Origin of the sequence: Rhodopseudomonas sp. (assembly GCF_048594845.1) — a bacterium.
Lineage (GTDB): Bacteria > Pseudomonadota > Alphaproteobacteria > Rhizobiales > Xanthobacteraceae > Rhodopseudomonas.
Genome location: NZ_JBMDXE010000081.1, coordinates 1 through 16,787, shown reverse-complemented (window position 1 = coordinate 16,787; position 16,787 = coordinate 1). Strand labels below are relative to the sequence as shown.

At 66.9% G+C, this 16,787-nt stretch carries 17 protein-coding genes; 12 read left to right on the top strand and 5 right to left on the bottom strand.

Annotated elements, in window-relative coordinates; genetic code table 11:
- Positions 1-199: 199 nt before the first annotated feature.
- Positions 200-1,408 carry an alpha/beta hydrolase family protein gene (locus ACOJTD_RS04880; RefSeq protein WP_420131805.1) on the top strand — a complete coding sequence of 403 codons (1,209 nt, stop codon included), beginning with the start codon at positions 200-202 and terminating at the stop codon, positions 1,406-1,408.
- A 196-nt stretch (positions 1,409-1,604) separates the two neighbouring features.
- A complete protein-coding gene (locus ACOJTD_RS04875; protein ID WP_420131804.1) occupies positions 1,605-3,023 on the top strand; it encodes a sulfatase-like hydrolase/transferase in 1,419 nt (472 codons plus the stop codon).
- A gap of 10 nt (positions 3,024-3,033) precedes the next feature.
- Here the strand turns inward: ACOJTD_RS04875 and ACOJTD_RS04870 are convergent, their stop codons facing one another.
- On the bottom strand, positions 3,034-3,435 hold the full coding sequence (locus tag ACOJTD_RS04870) for a hypothetical protein (RefSeq protein ID WP_420131803.1): 402 nt from the start codon (positions 3,433-3,435) through the stop codon (positions 3,034-3,036).
- A 372-nt stretch (positions 3,436-3,807) separates the two neighbouring features.
- Between ACOJTD_RS04870 and ACOJTD_RS04865 the strand changes: the two genes are divergently transcribed.
- Positions 3,808-4,533: a DUF3750 domain-containing protein gene (locus ACOJTD_RS04865; RefSeq protein WP_420131802.1), complete on the top strand. Its 726-nt coding sequence runs from the start codon at positions 3,808-3,810 to the stop codon at positions 4,531-4,533.
- A 33-nt stretch (positions 4,534-4,566) separates the two neighbouring features.
- On the opposite strand, the gene yidD is transcribed toward ACOJTD_RS04865, so the two are convergent.
- Entirely contained in the window at positions 4,567-4,926 is a 360-nt protein-coding gene (gene yidD, locus ACOJTD_RS04860; protein WP_420131801.1) for a membrane protein insertion efficiency factor YidD, read from the bottom strand.
- Positions 4,927-5,176: 250 nt separating this feature from the next.
- Between yidD and ACOJTD_RS04855 the strand changes: the two genes are divergently transcribed.
- Positions 5,177-6,073 (top strand): hypothetical protein, encoded by an 897-nt coding sequence (locus ACOJTD_RS04855; protein WP_420131800.1) that lies wholly within the window; start codon positions 5,177-5,179, stop codon positions 6,071-6,073.
- A 452-nt stretch (positions 6,074-6,525) separates the two neighbouring features.
- On the opposite strand, the gene ACOJTD_RS04850 is transcribed toward ACOJTD_RS04855, so the two are convergent.
- Entirely contained in the window at positions 6,526-6,975 is a 450-nt protein-coding gene (locus tag ACOJTD_RS04850; protein WP_378393015.1) for an iron-sulfur cluster assembly scaffold protein, read from the bottom strand.
- A 258-nt stretch (positions 6,976-7,233) separates the two neighbouring features.
- Here ACOJTD_RS04850 and folE point away from each other — a divergent pair, with 258 nt between their 5' ends.
- From folE to ACOJTD_RS04830, 4 genes are all read left to right on the top strand, one after another.
- A complete protein-coding gene (gene folE, locus ACOJTD_RS04845) occupies positions 7,234-7,923 on the top strand; it encodes a GTP cyclohydrolase I FolE (RefSeq protein WP_420131799.1) in 690 nt (229 codons plus the stop codon).
- Positions 7,924-7,951: 28 nt separating this feature from the next.
- Positions 7,952-8,398, top strand: a complete 447-nt coding sequence (hisI, locus tag ACOJTD_RS04840) for a phosphoribosyl-AMP cyclohydrolase (RefSeq protein WP_420131798.1) — start codon at positions 7,952-7,954, stop codon at positions 8,396-8,398.
- Between the two features lie 285 nt (positions 8,399-8,683).
- Positions 8,684-9,811, top strand: a complete 1,128-nt coding sequence (locus tag ACOJTD_RS04835; RefSeq protein WP_420131797.1) for a transglycosylase SLT domain-containing protein — start codon at positions 8,684-8,686, stop codon at positions 9,809-9,811.
- A 544-nt stretch (positions 9,812-10,355) separates the two neighbouring features.
- Positions 10,356-11,522 (top strand): DUF2336 domain-containing protein, encoded by a 1,167-nt coding sequence (locus ACOJTD_RS04830; RefSeq protein WP_420131796.1) that lies wholly within the window; start codon positions 10,356-10,358, stop codon positions 11,520-11,522.
- 217 nt (positions 11,523-11,739) lie between these two features.
- On the opposite strand, the gene ACOJTD_RS04825 is transcribed toward ACOJTD_RS04830, so the two are convergent.
- The gene (locus ACOJTD_RS04825; protein ID WP_420131795.1) at positions 11,740-12,318 is read right to left on the bottom strand and encodes an Hpt domain-containing protein; all 579 of its coding nucleotides are present in this window, start codon (positions 12,316-12,318) and stop codon (positions 11,740-11,742) included.
- Between the two features lie 4 nt (positions 12,319-12,322).
- Positions 12,323-12,868 (bottom strand): response regulator, encoded by a 546-nt coding sequence (locus ACOJTD_RS04820; protein WP_054163181.1) that lies wholly within the window; start codon positions 12,866-12,868, stop codon positions 12,323-12,325.
- A gap of 243 nt (positions 12,869-13,111) precedes the next feature.
- Here ACOJTD_RS04820 and ACOJTD_RS04815 point away from each other — a divergent pair, with 243 nt between their 5' ends.
- From ACOJTD_RS04815 to ACOJTD_RS04800, 4 genes are all read left to right on the top strand, one after another.
- A complete protein-coding gene (locus ACOJTD_RS04815) occupies positions 13,112-14,128 on the top strand; it encodes a fumarylacetoacetate hydrolase family protein (protein WP_420131794.1) in 1,017 nt (338 codons plus the stop codon).
- A 296-nt stretch (positions 14,129-14,424) separates the two neighbouring features.
- Entirely contained in the window at positions 14,425-14,607 is a 183-nt protein-coding gene (locus tag ACOJTD_RS04810) for a hypothetical protein (RefSeq protein ID WP_420131793.1), read from the top strand.
- Between the two features lie 213 nt (positions 14,608-14,820).
- On the top strand, positions 14,821-14,991 hold the full coding sequence (locus ACOJTD_RS04805; protein ID WP_420131792.1) for a hypothetical protein: 171 nt from the start codon (positions 14,821-14,823) through the stop codon (positions 14,989-14,991).
- A gap of 238 nt (positions 14,992-15,229) precedes the next feature.
- On the top strand, positions 15,230-16,787 hold a 1,558-nt coding region (locus ACOJTD_RS04800), incomplete at its 3' end, for an N-6 DNA methylase (protein WP_420131791.1).

The following is a 16,787-nucleotide window of genomic DNA, read 5'->3' as shown; positions in this document are numbered from 1 at the left end:
GCGGGCGTTGCGCGATCCCCGATCTCCAACACGAGAGGCGCTTGAGTCATCGTCGTCCGCCGAGGATGCCGGACGATTAGCAGTTGTCGCGGACGCCGGTCTCGCCTCGTTCGTACGCCAGACGACAAAGCGCGCCGCGATGTGCTACATCGGCGGCCGGCGCGTCGATGGGAGCGCGCGAGACAATTGGCGGCAGGGAATGATGACAGGTCTGGTTCGGTGGGCATGGCTGGTGGTGATTGCGATCGTGGCCGCGGCGCCGGCCGCGGCGCAGCAGCAGCCGGTGCGGGTGACGTCCGACGTCTCCTACGAGTTTCTGGCACGCTGGGACGTCGCGCAGCTCAACAAAATCCTGACCACCGACACGCCCGCGTTCGCCGGCGTCACGGTCAGCTACACGCCGGCGGTGAATGCGGTGCTGCTCTATCGCGTCACCTACGCGTCGGTGGTGCCGGAGCGTGGCAACAAGCCGATCACCGCAACCGGGTTGCTCGCCGTGCCGGACACCGGCGCGACGTCTTTCCCACTGGTGTCGTATCAGCACGGCACGGTGTACGGAAAGCAGGAGGTGCCGTCGTTCCCGGAGCAATCGCCGGAGACGCAATTAATGCTGGCGCAGTTCGCCGGGCAGGGCGCGATCGTGATCGGCGCCGATTACTTCGGCATGGGCGCCTCAACCGAGCCGGAAGGCTACATGGTCAAGGCCAGCCATCAGCAGGCGACGACCGACATGCTGGCCGCCAGCCGCGCCGTGCTCGATCACCTCAAGCTGACCGCGACGAAGCTGTTCCTCGCCGGCTGGTCGCAAGGCGGCTTCGTCACCATGGCGATGCTGGAGAAGCTGGAGCACGACGGCGTGAAAGTGTCGGCCGCCGCCACCGCCAGCGCGCCGCTCGATGTCGCCGTCGCGCTCAACGGCTTCCTCAGCTTCCCGCGCAAGAACGACGCCGCCTGGGTGAATTCGCTGTTCATCCTGTCGGCGTTCTCGTTCGAGAACTACTACGCCGTGCCGGGGCTGGCGCGTTCGCTGATCAACGACGACGTCTACGAGGTCGCCCGCAAGGCCTATGAGCGTCAGCCTTTCAATGTCGCCGACGTTCCGACCGATCTGCACAAGCTGATCCGTCCGGCCTATTTCGACGCGCAGTTCTTCGCCGACTCCGCCTATGGCCGGCTGATCGCCGCCACCACGGCGTATCGCTGGGTGATCAAGACTCCGGTCCGCAATTACTATGGCGAGAGCGACGAGGCGATCAGTGTCGGACTTGGCCGGCTCGCGATGACCTATCAGCGCGCGATCGGCGCCGGCAATACGCAGGTCGAGGCCGTTTCCACCGGCCCGACCAGCCATCGCGGCACCTTCGCCACCGCCGTGCCGCAGTGGAAGGCGTGGTTCGACAGGATGTAAGCGCGGACCAACGCGCAGCGCAGGGAGGCGGATGGCCCACCCCGTCGCGTCCCCCATCTCAAAACGGCCGCCGACCCTGCTCGCCCTGGTTGCGGCTGGTATCCTGGCGCGCGAACTTTCGCGGTTCCAATTAACTCGAAGTTCGTGTTTGCAACGCTAGCCTTCAATCATTGATTTACTCGATTGATGGTTGCAAATGGATATGCATCTTGCTGGCCGCTTGGACGGGGCTGAACGCGGGGATGTGGTCACCGGCGTCATCGGGTTTGTCCGGACAAACATCCGGCTGATCGCCGGCGGCCTGCTGATCCCCAATCTGCTGACGCTGCTGTCGCTGACCTCGGTCGTCGACATCGGCCTGCCGCCGCGCACCGAGAGCATCCTCTTGTATGCCTGCGTGGCGATGCTGGCGCGTCAGGTGCGGTTCGCGATCGTCGTGCCGCTGTTCCTGGCGGTGCTGGCGTTCGATCTGGTGCGCACGCTGGCGCTGATGTTCGGCATGGCGCCGTCGGAATTTCTCGCCGCGGTCGAGCACGCGCAGCGGATCGAGCTGTTCGCCGCGCCGCTTTATGTGGTGCTGGTCGCCACGATCGCCGCCACCACCATCGCGTCGCTGGTCTGCCTGAGCAGCCGCGCCGCGCTCGCCGCCGCCAGTGCGCCGGCGCTGTTCGGGCTGACGCTGGCATTCGCGGCGGTGGATTTCGTCGGCAATCTGTCGCCGCATTATCATCTCGGCTGGATGATCGGCCACAGCGAGCCGGTGCGGTCGGCCGCCGAGGTCTCGGGCTTTGCGGCGGCGGCCGGCGAGGGCGAGCGCGACGTCGTGCTGGTGATGGTGGAGAGCTTCGGTTACCTGCGCGACCCTGCGGCCCGCGCCCGGGTCGCCGCGCCGCTACGCGATCCGGCGCTGGCGCGCGACTACGCGGTGACCTCCGGTCACACCATGTATTACGGCTCCACCACGTCGGGCGAGATGCGCGAATTGTGCGGCACGCGGATGTACTACAGGGACTACGTGGCGCAGGACGACGATCGCTGCCTGCCCGACCGGCTGGCGCGGCGCGGCTATCGCACCGTGGCGGTGCACGGCTTCGTCGGCAGCATGTTCGAGCGCCAGCAATGGTATCCGACCATCGGCTTCGGGCAGTCGGTGTTCGGCGCGGAACTGATCAAGGCCACCGGCCGGACCTGCGGGGAGTCGTTCCGGGGCGCCTGCGATGCGGATCTGGCGGCGCTGCTCGCCGCGTCGCCGCCGGCGGAGGCCGGCCGCCCGCGCTTCGTCTACTGGCTGACGCTCAACAGCCACGTCCCGGTCGCGCCCGATCAGGCGCGCACCAATTTCCGCTGCGGCCATGACGGCGGCGCGTTCGGTCATGCCGATGTCTGCCGCATGGCGGAGCTCTGGCACGACGTGTTCAATGTCGTCGCGCAGCTCGCTCGCGATCCGTCGCTGCGCAAGCCGGAGATCCTCGTCGTCGGCGATCACGCTCCGCCGCTGTGGTCGAAGCACGGCCGCGCCCAGTTCGAGCCCGGCCAGGTCGCGTGGTACAGGCTGCAGCCGCGCGGTCTGTCGGAGCCGCGGATGCGGGAAGCCGGGCTCGGCGCGGTTCAATAGGCGCAGAATCTCAGTAAGCGCGGGCCGGCGCCCCGGCGGGCGGCGACGCCTGCCTGCGGGCATCGGACGCGCGGAGCTCGCCGCCGCGCCTCGGAAAGCGCTCGATCGTCGTCACGACCCGCTTCGGCGGCGGCTCGGCCGGCATCGCGGGCTGTGGCTGCGGAAACCGGTCGGCGAAGCTGTCCTGGGCCTTGGGAAAGCGCTCATCGAACCGCGCGGCGTTCGATGCCGGCTTCGCACTGGCAGCAGCCAGTGCTTCGGCGGCCGGCGCCGCCGAGCCGGCAAGCAGCAGCACGACGAGGGCGAGCAGCACCGCGCGGCCGTCGCGATGAGGCGCGGCGGTGCCGGGCAAGCACCGTTTCTCCGGCCTCATTGTCGCGGATGCGGCCGCGTGCATGATCATCGCAATCATCTGGGCGTCGCCGAAACTAGGACCGCGCGAGAGCGGCCACACGCGCGACGCAGGTTCCGTCGAAAGTTTCCGATTTGCCGTCCGCCCGCCAGCCTCGGACAATTACCAGGTCGGGGAGGGCAGATGACGCCCTCGCAGACTTGTCACGTTTCCCACCGCCGCTTCATCATGGCGCGCCGTCGTGCCTGCCTCGCGTGGCGCGGCCGGCCTCGAAGGATGAGCCTCGTAAGCGAACCGTCCCACGACCATGCACGCGTCGATCATTTGATCGCGCCGCCGCGTCGCATTGCGAGTGGCTGGCGAAAGCGCGCGCCGGTCTTATATCCATCAGCAACGTCCTTCCGTGGTTCCAAAGCTCCCGTGAGACGACTGGTGTTGTTACTTCTGTTGCTGCTGGTGGTGCCGATCGCCGTGTCGGCCGGCAAATACATGCTGGGCGATCGCAGCGTTTCCTGGCAGTCGGCGGACCGCTCCAGCGCCGGCCTGCTGCCGCCCGCGGCCGAGCATCCCGATGCGCTGGTCCGCGTCTTCGCGGCGCGCACCGTGCGTTGGCGCGGCATCTTCGCGGTGCATAGCTGGATCGTGGTGAAGCCGGCGAACGCCACCCGCTACACCCGCTACGACTACACGGCGTGGGGCGATCCGATCCGCGTCAACGGCTTCGTCGCCGACGGTCGCTGGTTCGGCGACCTGCCGCAACTGATCGCCGCGGCCGACGGCGAGGAGGCGGCCGCGATGATCCCCAAGATCGAGGCCGCGATCAAAAGCTACAAGCTCAGCGCCTATGGTGATTACCGCGCCTGGCCGGGGCCGAACTCCAACACCTTCGTGGCCGCCGCGCTCGCCGCGGTGCCGGAACTACGCACCACGCTGCCGCCGACCGCGATCGGCAAGGACTATCCGTGGGACGGCGGCTGGATCGGCCTCACGCCGTCCGGCACCGGCATCCGCGCCACGCTCGGCGGCTATGCGGGCCTGACGCTGGGCTGGATCGAAGGCATCGAACTCAATGTCCTCGGCGCCGTGCTCGGCCTCGATCTCCGCCGCCCCGCCATCAAGCTGCCGGGCCTGGGACGGATCGGATTGAGCCCGATCTAAGTCTGGTCGCCGGGCAAAGCGAAGCGCGCCGCCTTACGCGTTGTGATGCTCGCAGCCGCAGCCCGGCGCATTCACGCCGCGCCAGCGCGCGTATCGCCACGGCAGGTACCAGCGCGCGTTGGCGGGCGCGGTCGTCGGCACATTGTCGATGCCCGAGGTGCCGTAGGGATTGCAGCGGATGAGGCGCGCCAGCGTCATCCAGCCGCCGGCCCACAGTCCGAACCGGCCGATCGCCTCGTCGCCATATTGCGAGCAGGTCGGCAGGTGCCGGCAGTTCGAGCCGACCAGCGCCGAGAAGCTGTGCCGATACACCCAGATCAGGCCGCGGCCGGCATTGCGTGGCAGCCGGCCGAGGGTGCGCACCGCGTCCGTTCCGGTCGCTGGAAGTTTCACGAGCACTCTGCCTCGCAAGTCATCGCCGATCTGCCGAGTTCCTGATCGTGGAACGCGGGAGCGGCTGCAATTGCGCCACACACACGGAAATATCGCACTTTATTGAGTGCAGCGCAGCAGGAGTTGATGGCTTTGCGATTGATCAACGCCGGTTTTTCCATGACCATTAGATAACGCAAGCGTGACAGATTCCACGTCGATCGAACTGGAACCTTTTGCGCCATCGCTGACGGAGATGTGAGGAGGCTCGGTGAACGCCGCTGTCTTGTCCCGGTTCGCTCGATCCGCGCTGCTACGCGCCGCCGCGCTCGGCCTCGTGCTGGTCAGCGCCGCGTCCGCTCCCGTCGAGCTGGCCAAGGCCGGCGGCACGCTCGAGGCGCGCAAGCTGCCGATGCGGTTCGACTGGGTCGCCTGCGAGCCGAACTGCGGCGGCTGGATCAGCGCGGTCGGCATCGTCACCGCCGACACTCCCAAGGACTTCGACGATTTCGCCAGCAGCCGCTCGCTCGACGGCGCCACGCTGGTGCTGGATTCCAGCGGCGGCTCGGTCAACGACGCGATCACGCTCGGCCGGCGCTGGCGCAAGATGCGCCTGATGACCACGGTCGGCACCAGCGTGCAAAGCTCGACGCCGGCCGGCATGCGCGCCAGCATCGCGCCCGAGGCCTATTGCGAGTCGATGTGCGTGTTCCTGCTGCTGTCCGGCACCACGCGCTACGTGCCCGACGGCGCGCGCGTCCGCGTCCACCAGATCTGGATGGGCGACCGCGCCGACGACGCCCGCGCCGCCAGCTACACCGCGCAGGATGTCACCATCATCGAACGCGATATCGGCCGTCTGGCGAAGTACACCTTCGACATGGGCGGTACCGGCGACCTGCTGCAGCTCGCGCTCAGCGTCGCGCCGTGGGAAGATCTGCATCTGATGTCCCGCCAGGAACTCGGCGAGGCCAATCTGGTGACCACGCAGGCGATCGCCGATCTGCTGCCGCAGCAGGGCGAGGCGACCAGAACGCCGGTCGCCGCCGCGCCCAAGCCGGTTCAGGACCGCTTCGTCCAGGCTCCGACAGCGCCGACCAAGACCGCCGAAGCCGCGCTCCCGACTGGCGGCACGGCCCAGAGCCAGCCGCAAGCGCCAGGCCACTAGGCGCCCTATCCCCGTGCCCCGGACAAGCCGCGGCGTGCAACGCCGAGGCGCCGATCCGGGGCCCCGGTTGGGCCGGGCAGTCAGTCACAGGGCTCCGATTGTCCATTCCCGAAGCCGGAAGATAACCGGGTCCCGCATCTGCGATGCACCGCTGCGCCCTGCATCTTCGTGCGGGACACGGGAAGGGGGTGGATACGCTTCGCTTTGCCCATCCTGAAAGCCTATGCACCGCCCATCCCCGTGCCCCGGACAAGCTGCGGCGTGCAACGCCGCGGCGCAGATCCGGGGCCCCGGTTGGGCCTTTCAGTCAGTCACAGGGCTTCGATTGCGCGTTCCCGACGACGGAAGAAAACCGGGGTCCCGCATCTACGATGCATCGCTGCGCGCTGCATCTTCGTGCGGGAGACGGGGAAGGGCGTCGGCAAATTTCGCTCTGACCGCCTGCAGCAAGGCTAGGCCGTCGCCGCTTCGCGCTTCGCCTCGATCTGGCCGATTGCATCCACCACCGCGTCGAAGGTCAGCAGCGTGGAGGCGTGGCGGGCCTTGTAGTCGCGGACCGGCTCCAGCACGGCGATATCGGCCCATTTGCCGTCCGCCGGCGGCGCGCCGTTGTCCTTCAGCATCGCCCGGACCGCGTCGCGCAGGGCGCGGAGTTCGCCGGCGGTCGAGCCGACCACATGGCTGGCCATGATCGACGACGACGCCTGGCCGAGCGCGCAGGCCTTCACCTCGTGGGCGAAGTCGCTGACCACGTCGCCGTCCATCTTGATGTCGACCTTTACGGTCGAGCCGCACAATTTCGAGTGAGCGGTGGCGGTGGCGTCCGGGTCGGGGAGGCGTCCGAGCCGCGGAATATTACCGGCCAGCTCGATGATCCGCTTGTTGTAGATGTCGTTCAGCATGCGCGGGAATCCGGGCCGGCCCGTCCATCGCCGACGATTCGGCGGAGCTGTCTTGGCGGTTCCGGCGTATCATCTTATATAGGAGGGGCGGCTGCGAAGAACAGTCCGCCGGACCGTGCGAAACCGCCGTCCGTATCTGGTGAGCCGCGGGGCGGATCAGCCTGCTGCGGTCGCCGTTGGGATCAAGACGCAAGGCGGTGGCCCGCCCGTCCTGCCCGGTGACACATCCGGCCGAAAGGCCGGTCGAACGGAGTGAAGATGGACGCCAAGATCAAGCCGCTGCGGACCGGCAAGCTGCCGGAGACCCGCACCGATTTTCAGCCCGCCGAGCTCGACCCGTCGGAGTTCCTCGCCGCCGCGGTGCAGCCGGATCAGCCGCGGCCGTCGCGTGCCGAGGCCGAGGCCGCGGTCAAGACGCTGCTGTCCTATATCGGCGAGAACGTCGAGCGCGAAGGCCTGCTCGATACCCCGCGCCGGGTGGTCGAAGCCTATGACGAGCTGTTCCAGGGCTATCACCAGTGCCCGGCCGAAGTGCTCGACCGCACCTTCGGCGAAACCGCCGGCTATGACGACTTCGTGCTGGTCCGCGACATCAGCTTCACCTCGCATTGCGAGCACCATGTGATGCCGTTCTACGGCAAGGCGCATATCGCCTACACGCCGGTGGAGCGCGTCGTCGGCCTGTCGAAGCTGGCGCGGCTGGTCGAGATCTTCGCCCGCCGGCTGCAGACCCAGGAGCATCTCACCGCGCAGATCGCCGCCGCGATCGACGAGGTGCTGAAGCCGCGCGGCGTCGCCGTGATGATCGAGGCCGAACACACCTGCATGTCGGTGCGCGGCATCGGCAAGCAGGGCGCCTCGACATTCACCAGCCGCTACACCGGCATGTTCCGCGACAATCCGGCGGAGCAGGCGCGGTTCATGTCGATGATTCGCAACCACCGCTAAGTCGGCGGGACTGCGAGAGGAATTGCTCGTGACTTCATCTGCCGGGTCAACGCCCGCCCTCGACGATGTCGAGGAAGGCATCGCGCTGCGTCCGAAGTTCGACGCGGCCGGCCTCGTCACCTGCGTCACCACCGATGCGCGTTCAGGCGATGTGTTGATGGTCGCCCATATGAACGCGGAAGCGCTGGAGAAAACCATCCAGAGCGGCGACGCTTGGTACTACAGCCGCTCGCGCAAGCGGCTGTGGAAGAAGGGCGAGAGTTCCGGTCACGTCCAGAAGGTGCTGGAGATGCGGATCGACTGCGATCAGGACGCGGTCTGGATCAAGGTCGACCAGGCCGGCGGCGCCGCCTGCCACACCGGCCGCACCTCCTGCTTCTACCGCCGCATCGACCGCGATCCCGATGGTCAGCCGCTGCTGACCATGGTGGATGCGCACCGGCACTTCGATCCGGACAAGGTGTACGGGAAGTAGCAGCCTGAACTCTGCCGGCGCGGACAACCGGGACCCCGGATCTGCGCAGCAGCGCTCCGCGCCGCAGCGCGTCCGGGGAACAGAGACACGTGTCCCGCACGCGGCGCAGCGCGTAGCGGTGCTCCGCAGATGCGGGACCCCGGTTAAGCGGCGCCGCAGGTCATATCTCCGCGAGCCAGTTCCCGTCCATTAACCCCTCATTAACCATACCTGCCGCAGGGTCGCGGCAGCGCGCCGCGCAGGGATGCGGACTCACTCAGCGCTCGGGGAGCGGGGGCTTCCATCATGTCGACCGACATCGTCACGTCTGCGGTCTCGATCGTCGACCAGGCGCGGACGCGGATCGCCGGCGCGATCAAGCAGGCCGCGGGCGCGACCGGCGCCAGCTTCGAATATCTGCTGACCACCGCCAAGATGGAGTCGGACTTCAACCCGCAGGCGTCGGCGTCGACCTCGTCGGCCAAGGGCCTGTATCAGTTCATCGATCAGACCTGGCTCGGCACCGTCAAGGAAGCGGGCGCCCAATTCGGTTACGGCGCCTATGCGGACGCGATCAGCAAGTCGCCGTCCGGCAGCTACTCGGTGAGCGATCCCGCCGCCAGGCAGGCGATCATGGATCTGCGCAACGATCCGGTGATCAGCTCGGCGATGGCTGGCGCGCTGACGCAGTCCAACAGCGCCAAGCTCACCGCCGAGATCGGCCGCCGTCCGACCGACGCCGAACTCTACATGGCGCATTTCATGGGTGCCGGCGGCGCCGCCAAGCTGATCAGCGCCGCGCAGGACAATCCGAACGCGGTGGGCGCCGCGCTGTTTCCGAACGCCGCCGCCGCCAATCAGTCGATCTTCTACGACCGCACCGGCAATGCCCGCAGTGTCGCGCAGGTCTACGATAACCTGACCTCGCGCTACAACGCCGCAGCGAGTTCGCCGGCGACGCAGAGCGCTATGATCGCCGCCGGCGGGGCGCCGATGGTGCTGGCCTCGGCGCCCGACAACGCCGCTTACCTGTCGAGCTTCCCCGACGTCCGCAGCGTCTTGCCGGCGAGCGGCACCACGACCGCCAACGCAACGCCGTCCTCGACGCGGCAGTCCGGCGAGCCGATGTTCCGCACGCTGTTCCTCGGCGGCGACCGCAATGAGCCGATCTCGCCGGCCGTGCAGCAGCTCTGGACCAACCCGGTGACGCCGGCGGGCGTCACGCCGGGCGTGCCCGCCACGAGCGTGTCCGCGGCGCCGGCCGCATCCGCGACCACCAGCGCGTCAGGCCTGCCGTCGACCGGCCCGAGCCTGTCCTACGCGCCGACCGCGACGGCCACACCGTCCGCCGCGGGTCTCTCCTATGCCCCGACCGTCCGCACGCCGACGCCGCTCGACCTGTTCAGCGACCGCACCGGCGCCTTCGCGAGCTGATCGTCTGCAGTGAGCTGACTACTCGTAGGGTGGGAGAGGCGCGCAGCGCCGTGCCAGTCATCAGGACGATTGTAGGCCTAACTGACGGCTGCGCGCACTCTGGCGGCCGGGCACGTTACGCTTTGCCCGCCCTGCGAATGATTTGCGCTCAGCCCGCCCGACGAACCCCAACCTGGGGATTGGCCTCATTCTTCATCGCACCCACCTTTCGTTCGTCATTCCGGGGCGCACAGCGAAGCTGTGCGAACCCGGAATCCATATCCCCTGACGGCTGTTACTTCAGCGCGGCGGTCACTGCTGTGCTTCACCGCGACTCCAGGGGCTATGGATTCCGGGCTCGCGCGGCGCGCGCCCCGGAATGACGAAAGTGAGGTGATTAGTTCGGCCGTCGCCGTCATCCAACCGGTTAACAACCTCTGAACTTAACAAATCGTCAACGTCATCATGGTGAACCCTTTGTTAAGTCTCATGGTTTACGAATGGTGACGTTCGGCATCGGAGCATGATGCCGGGTGGTTGCGTCAGTCAGTCAGCCGGAATGGCCATGATCGTTCGGCAGTTCATTAGTTGGATCCGCCACGCGCCCGCCGGTGAGCGCGCCGAAGCGACAAGGGCGTTGGCGCGGGCCTGGTTGATTTCAGACCTCACTCCCGATGACCGCGCTGCCGCCGAGGGCGCGCTGCTGATGATGCTGGACGACGTCTCGCCGCTGGTGCGGCAGGCGATGGCGCAGGTGTTTTCGCGCAGCGTACGTGCGCCGGCCGCGATCGTCCGGGCGCTCGCCGCCGATCAGGCCTCGGTGGCGCTGCCGGTGCTCGAATTCTCGCCGCTGCTGCTCGATGCCGATCTGGTCGATCTGGTCGCGACCGGCGACGACGCTGTGCAATGCGCGGTGGCGCGCCGCGTCCGGCTGCCGGCCGCGGTGTGTGCGGCGATCGCCGAGGTCGGCTCCGCCGCTGCCGCGCTCGAACTCATCGAGAATCCGCACGCCGAGCTGGCGCCGTTTTCGTGGGACCGCATCGTCGAGCGCCACGGCCATCTCGCGGCGATCCGCGAGTCGATGCTGGTGCTGGAGGATCTGCCGGCGGCGACGCGGCTGGCGCTGGTCGCCAAGCTGTCCGATACGCTGCAGCAATTCGTCGTCGCACGCGGCTGGCTGTCGGCCGATCGCGCCGCGCGGACCACCGCGGAAGCGCTCGACCGCTCCACCGTGACTGTGGCGGCGCGCTCGCGCGGCGACGACATGCGCGCGCTGATGCAGCATCTGCGCGCCACCGGCCAGCTCACCGCGGGGCTGATCCTGCGCGCGCTGCTGTCAGGCAATCTCGAATTGTTCGAACACGCGCTGGCCGAACTGTCCGGCCTGCCGCAGGCCCGCGTCGGTGCACTGCTGCACGCCCGCGGCGCAAGTATCAACGCGCTGCTGGCGCGGGCCGGCCTGCCGGAGACGACGTTCGCGGCCTTCCGCGCCGCGCTCGACGCACTCCACGAGATCGGCTTCGTCGACAGCGAAGGCGGTGCGGTGCGGCTGCGCCGGCTGATGGTCGAGCGCGTGCTGACCCGTTGCGAAACCAGCGAAGACGCCGCCGCCCCGCTGCTGATCCTGCTGCGCCGCTTCGCCACCGAATCCGCCCGCGAAGACGCCAACGCCTTCTGCGACGATCTGATCGCCGATCAATTCGTCTCACGCCTCGAACTGTTGGCGGCGTAGCTCAGTCTCTCCGTCGTCATCCTGCGACCAGCGTTCGTCATTCTGGAGCGCGAGCGTAGCTCGCGAACCGGAATCCATAACCGCTGTGGGCGCGGTGGAGCGCAGACGCGGTGAGGCCGGTTCAGCTAGAGAGTCCAGGGGCTATGGATTCCGGGCTCGCGCTGCGCGCGCCCCGGAATGACGGGGAGGGGCTTCAAGTTCAGCCCATGCGTCCCGCTTATTCCCCCGGCACGATGCTCGGGGCCAGGATCGCTTCGAGATGCTCGGGGCGGTCCTTGTTGACCGAGGCGAGGTAGTCGTCGGCGACGTTGCGGAGCTTGCGGATCAGGGCGCGTTGCAGGTCGGCCTTGCCGGCCTGGGCGCCTTCGCGGACGATCGCCTGGATGGCGTCGACGTGGTTGGCGAGCAGTTCGTCCGGCACGCGCGCGAGGTCCGGCGCGTGGTCGATGACGCGGCACAGGCTCTCGGCGGCGGCGGCCGCGGCCGGGAAGCCGAAGGTGGCGCCGTCGCCCTTGATGTCGTGCGCGGCGCGGAACAGCTCGCCGCGCGTCTCGGACGACACGCCGCCGCGCTTCAGCCCCGCATAGGCGGCGGCGAGGCGATCGCATTCGACGCTCATCCAGCCGCCGAACTCGCTCGACAGTTCGGCCAGCGCCAACTCGGCGCGCGCCACCGGATCGTCCGCGGGCTCCGTGTCGGTCCGGCGCATCACCTTGCGCAGCGGATTGGCCTGGGTGATCACCTGGTGATCGGCGAAGGTCGCGACCTGAATGTCGCCGGGGCGTTTCCTGGGCATGGCGTCAGCTCGTGACCTTGGCCTTGTCGAGCAGCGAGGGCTGCTGAATGATGTCGGCCTCGCCGGTGCCGCGCCGTTCCGGGCCGATATAGCCGCCCGAGGTGTTGCGGCGGCGGTCGGGGCCGAAGTAATTGCGCGTCTTGATGAACGGGCGCGGGCTCGCCACCACGTTCAGCACCCGCTGATACAGCGATTTCGACGAGATCGGCTTGGCCAGAAATTCGGTGATGCCGGCATCGCGCGCCAGCGTCACGCGGCGCTTCTCCGAATGCGCGGTCAGCATGATGATCGGCACGAACGGGTTGGCCTTGGAGTCCGGCTGGCGGATCATCTGCGCCAGCTCGAGCCCGTCGAAGATCGGCATTTCCCAATCGGTGATGATGATGTCCGGCGCCGCATGCGTGGACATTTCCAGCGCGGTGGCGCCGTCTTCGGCTTCGTACACTTCGCGCGCGCCGAACGAATGCAGCAGCGTGCGCAGGATCCGGCGCATGTGCGGATTGTCGTCGCAGACCAAGAAGCGCAGCTTGTTGAAGTCGATGCGAAACATGGGGACACTTCGGGCGTTGCCGGCGCGCGGGTTACGTCGTGTTAACGATAAAGCGGCGGCGTTAAGGAAGGGTTGAGCAGGCCGCGTGCGCTGCGGCGCCGAATGCTGCGGCGCAGGCCGCATGGCTCCGTTGCGGCAGGAACTTGGCTCGCGGCGCTGGCGGAACGGAGCGCCGCCGCTAATCTTCGTCCGCTTCGCCCGGGCAGGCCGGGCGGAGCTAACAACAATCCGAGGGAGGGACTGATGGCGACGAGGCGTGATTTCATCAAGACGGCAGTGGCGGCAGGCATCGGCGGGGCGGCGCTCGGCGAGCTGGCGCCGGCGATGGCCGCAGCGCCCGCCACCGCCGCGGCGCCACAGATGCCGCGCGGCATGACCCTGCTGGCAATGCTGCAGGAGGACGGCAGCGAGACGCTCGGCGTCAAGCTCGACAAGGGCGTGCTCGACGTCTCCGCCGCCGGCAAGGCGCTCAATCTCGACGTGCCGCAATCGCTGGAAAGCCTGCTGGTGGTCGGCGGCACGCCGGCGCTGGAGCGGGTGATCGCCGCCGCCAAGGACAAGCCGGACTTCGTCAGGGACGAGGCCTCGATCAAGTTCGGCCGGCTGTTCACCGATCCCGGCAAGATCGTCTGTGTCGGCCTCAACTACAAGGAGCACGCCGAGGAGGCCGGCGAGAAGCTGCCGAAGGAGCCGATCCTCTTCAACAAATACAACAACACGCTGGCGCCGCATAAGACCACTATCAAACTGCCGCCGGCCGACGTCTCGACCAAGTTCGACTACGAGACCGAGCTGGTGATCGTGATGGGCAAGACCGCCCGCAACGTTTCGGAAGCCGACGCGCTGAGCTACGTCGCCGGCTACGCGGTCGGCCACGATTTCTCGGCGCGCGACCTGCAGCTCGAAAAGGGCGGGCAGTGGATGGTCGGCAAGACGCTCGACGGCTTCGCGCCGATCGGTCCGTATTTCGTCAGCGCCGACCTGGTCGATCCGAACAACCTGACGATCGAGACCTACGTCAACGACGAGAAGGAGCCGCGGCAGAAGTCGAACACGTCGAAGTTCATCTTCAACCCGCAGAAGGTGATCTCCTACACGTCGAAGCTGTTCGCGCTCGAGCCCGGCGACATCATCTTCACCGGCACCCCGTCGGGCGTGATCATCGGCATGCCGAAGGACAAGCAGGTCTGGCTGAAGAAAGGCGACCGCATCACCAGCAAGATTGAAAAGCTGGGGACGCTGACCTTCGATCTGGGGTAGCGCAGGCCGCGATCGACGCGCTCGATCTCGCCCCAGGCACGTCATTCCGGGGCGCTCACGCAAGTGAGCGAACCCGGAATCGCGACGTGTTGAGCACCGCCGACCTGTCCTCACCTCCTGAGATTCCGGGTTCGCGGGCTGTCGCCCGCGCCCCGGAATGACTCGGGGAGAGCGCGGGGAGCAACGCCGCCTGCGACCCGCCGCCGCGGCGATTATTTCGGGGTGGGTATCGCGCTGCGGTGACGCCGGGCGCGGCGCCAACTAACCTCGGGAAATTCCTGATTCGGATGGCACGCATGACCTCCACCCCGAGCTGCCCGGCCTGCAACGAACCGCTCGACCTGATCGGCAACCGCCCGCTGGTGCAGGGCTATCAGGTCCGCGAATATCGCTGCGGAAAATGCCAGACCACGAGCCACCACGCCACCCACTGGGACCACTCGCTGACCGAGCCGCACGGCCCGTTTTATCACGAGTAGCAGCGCTCACGGCGCGTGGCGCCGGTCTTGCGCGGCCTGTCCGTGCTGCAGCGCAGCGGCTTCATCGACGATTAGCCATCGCGTACGATCGCCTTCGCCATGCGTCCGAATTTGTCGGCACGCATGGCGGACGCGCGATTTGCCGGCTACGCTGATCGTCTCCGTGGCCGCGCATCGCTGCGGCCGCGCCGGCGAGTCACACAGGGGCTTTTCATGACCGACGAAGTCACGGCGTTTCTGATGTTCACCACGCTCTGCAGCGCCTTTCTGATCGGCCTGATGCTGACCTACACCCGCCGCCTCAACCGCCTCCGCGCCACCGTCGCCGTGCTGAGCCAGGTCAACGACATGGTGCCGCACCGCGCCCCGACGCGGCGAGACTGACCCCGCCGCCACCAGCCGCGCCGCCCCAAACCTCCGCCAGCCGTGTTCCGTTAGTCCGGGGCGGACGCAGCATAGTTGCGGCCAAACCCCACCCCCGTCATTCCGGGGCGGACGCAGCGCAGCTGCGGCCGAACCTGGAATCTCAGGGTGAGGGGGCGCGGTGCCGCGACCAAGGCTCGATTGTCCCTCAATCGCGATTCGCGTAAGGCTGGCACCGCTTTGGGAGGCCGGCCGGCGCATGAACCAGATTCTGATTCAAGACTATCTCAACGACCTATCCGACCTGCGTAAAGCGTCCGGTTCAAATCGCGAAAGCGTCGTCAGCGAAGCCTTCAAGGATCTGCTGAAGGGCTACGCCAAGTCCCACGACCTGATCTTCCTGCCGCAATACGAATTGCCCAGACAGGACGGCGCCGGCCGCATCGTCGACGGCGCGCTGGTCTATAGCCTCCGCGTGCCGTTCGGCTATTGGGAAGCCAAGGACGAGGAAGACGATCTCGACGCGGAAATCGCCAGGAAGCTGCGCCGCGGCTATCCCCGCGACAACATCATCTTCGAGGATTCCCGCACCGCCGTGCTGATGCAACACGGCAACGAGGTGATGCGTTGCGCGGTCGACGACACCGACAGGCTGCAGCACCTGCTCGAGCTGTTCTTCAAATACGAACGGCCTGAAATCGTCGAATTCCGCGCGGCGGTGACACAATTCCAGAAGGACCTGCCAGAGGTCCTCGCCGCGCTACGCGACATGATCAACGCCGCGCAAAGAGACAGCGCGCCGTTCCGGAAGGCCGCGACCAAATTCCTCAAGCACGCGCAGGAGACCATCAATCCGATGGTGACTGCGGACGATGTCCGCGAGATGCTGATCCAGCACATCCTCACTGAGGAAATCTTTTCGAAGGTGTTCGACGAAGACGATTTTCATCGTCTGAACAACGTCGCCAAAGAGCTCGACACGCTTGAGCGACTCTTCTTCACCGGAGCGGTCAAGAAGAAGACAATGAGGGCGCTTGATCCCTATTACAACGCGATCCGTAAGAACGCCCACGAGGTCCCAAACCACGTCGAGAAGCAGCGCTTTCTCAAGGTGATCTACGAGGGCTTCTACAAGGTCTACAACAAGAAGGCGGCCGACCGGCTCGGCGTGGTCTACACCCCGAACGAGATCGTGCGCTTCATGGTCGAAAGCGCAGACTGGCTGTGCCAGAAGCACTTTTCGAAATCGTTGATCGATCGCGACGTCCAGATCCTCGATCCGGCGACCGGCACCGGCACCTTCATCTGCGAACTGCTGGAGCATTTCCGCGGCCAGAAGGACAAGCTCGCCTACAAATACAAGGAAGAGCTGCACGCCAACGAGGTGGCGATCCTGCCGTACTACGTCGCCAATCTGAACATCGAGGCGACCTACGCGGCGATCACCGGGCAGTATGCGGAGTTTCCCAATCTCTGCTTCGTCGACACGCTCGACAATGTCGGCGGCCTCGGCCGTAAGGCCGGCCCTCAGCACGATCTGGTCGGCGCGATGTCGGAAGAAAACGTCGCCCGCATCAAACGGCAGAATTCGCGCAAGATCTCGGTGGTGATCGGTAATCCGCCCTACAACGCCAACCAGCAGAACGAGAACGACAACAACAAGAACCGCACCTATCCGCGGATCGACGAGCGGATCAAGGACACCTACATCAAGCAGAGTACGGCGCAGAAGACCAAGGCGTATGACATGTATACGCGCTTCTTTCGCTGGGCCTCGGATCGGCTGCACGACGACGGCATCATCGCATTTGTGAGCA

What these genes read in the sequence shown, in the direction of transcription:
- ACOJTD_RS04825 (WP_420131795.1), bottom strand. Translation starts at nt 12,318, where the DNA reads ATGCCCAGGAAACGCCCCGGCGACATTCAGGTCGCGACCTTCGCCGAT.
- ACOJTD_RS04850 (WP_378393015.1), bottom strand. Translation starts at nt 6,975, where the DNA reads ATGCTGAACGACATCTACAACAAGCGGATCATCGAGCTGGCCGGTAAT.
- ACOJTD_RS04810 (WP_420131793.1), top strand. Translation starts at nt 14,425, where the DNA reads ATGACCTCCACCCCGAGCTGCCCGGCCTGCAACGAACCGCTCGACCTG.
- ACOJTD_RS04880 (WP_420131805.1), top strand. Translation starts at nt 200, where the DNA reads ATGATGACAGGTCTGGTTCGGTGGGCATGGCTGGTGGTGATTGCGATC.
- folE (WP_420131799.1), top strand. Translation starts at nt 7,234, where the DNA reads ATGGACGCCAAGATCAAGCCGCTGCGGACCGGCAAGCTGCCGGAGACC.
- ACOJTD_RS04875 (WP_420131804.1), top strand. Translation starts at nt 1,605, where the DNA reads ATGGATATGCATCTTGCTGGCCGCTTGGACGGGGCTGAACGCGGGGAT.
- ACOJTD_RS04870 (WP_420131803.1), bottom strand. Translation starts at nt 3,435, where the DNA reads ATGATTGCGATGATCATGCACGCGGCCGCATCCGCGACAATGAGGCCG.
- ACOJTD_RS04820 (WP_054163181.1), bottom strand. Translation starts at nt 12,868, where the DNA reads ATGTTTCGCATCGACTTCAACAAGCTGCGCTTCTTGGTCTGCGACGAC.
- ACOJTD_RS04835 (WP_420131797.1), top strand. Translation starts at nt 8,684, where the DNA reads ATGTCGACCGACATCGTCACGTCTGCGGTCTCGATCGTCGACCAGGCG.
- ACOJTD_RS04830 (WP_420131796.1), top strand. Translation starts at nt 10,356, where the DNA reads ATGATCGTTCGGCAGTTCATTAGTTGGATCCGCCACGCGCCCGCCGGT.
- ACOJTD_RS04805 (WP_420131792.1), top strand. Translation starts at nt 14,821, where the DNA reads ATGACCGACGAAGTCACGGCGTTTCTGATGTTCACCACGCTCTGCAGC.
- ACOJTD_RS04815 (WP_420131794.1), top strand. Translation starts at nt 13,112, where the DNA reads ATGGCGACGAGGCGTGATTTCATCAAGACGGCAGTGGCGGCAGGCATC.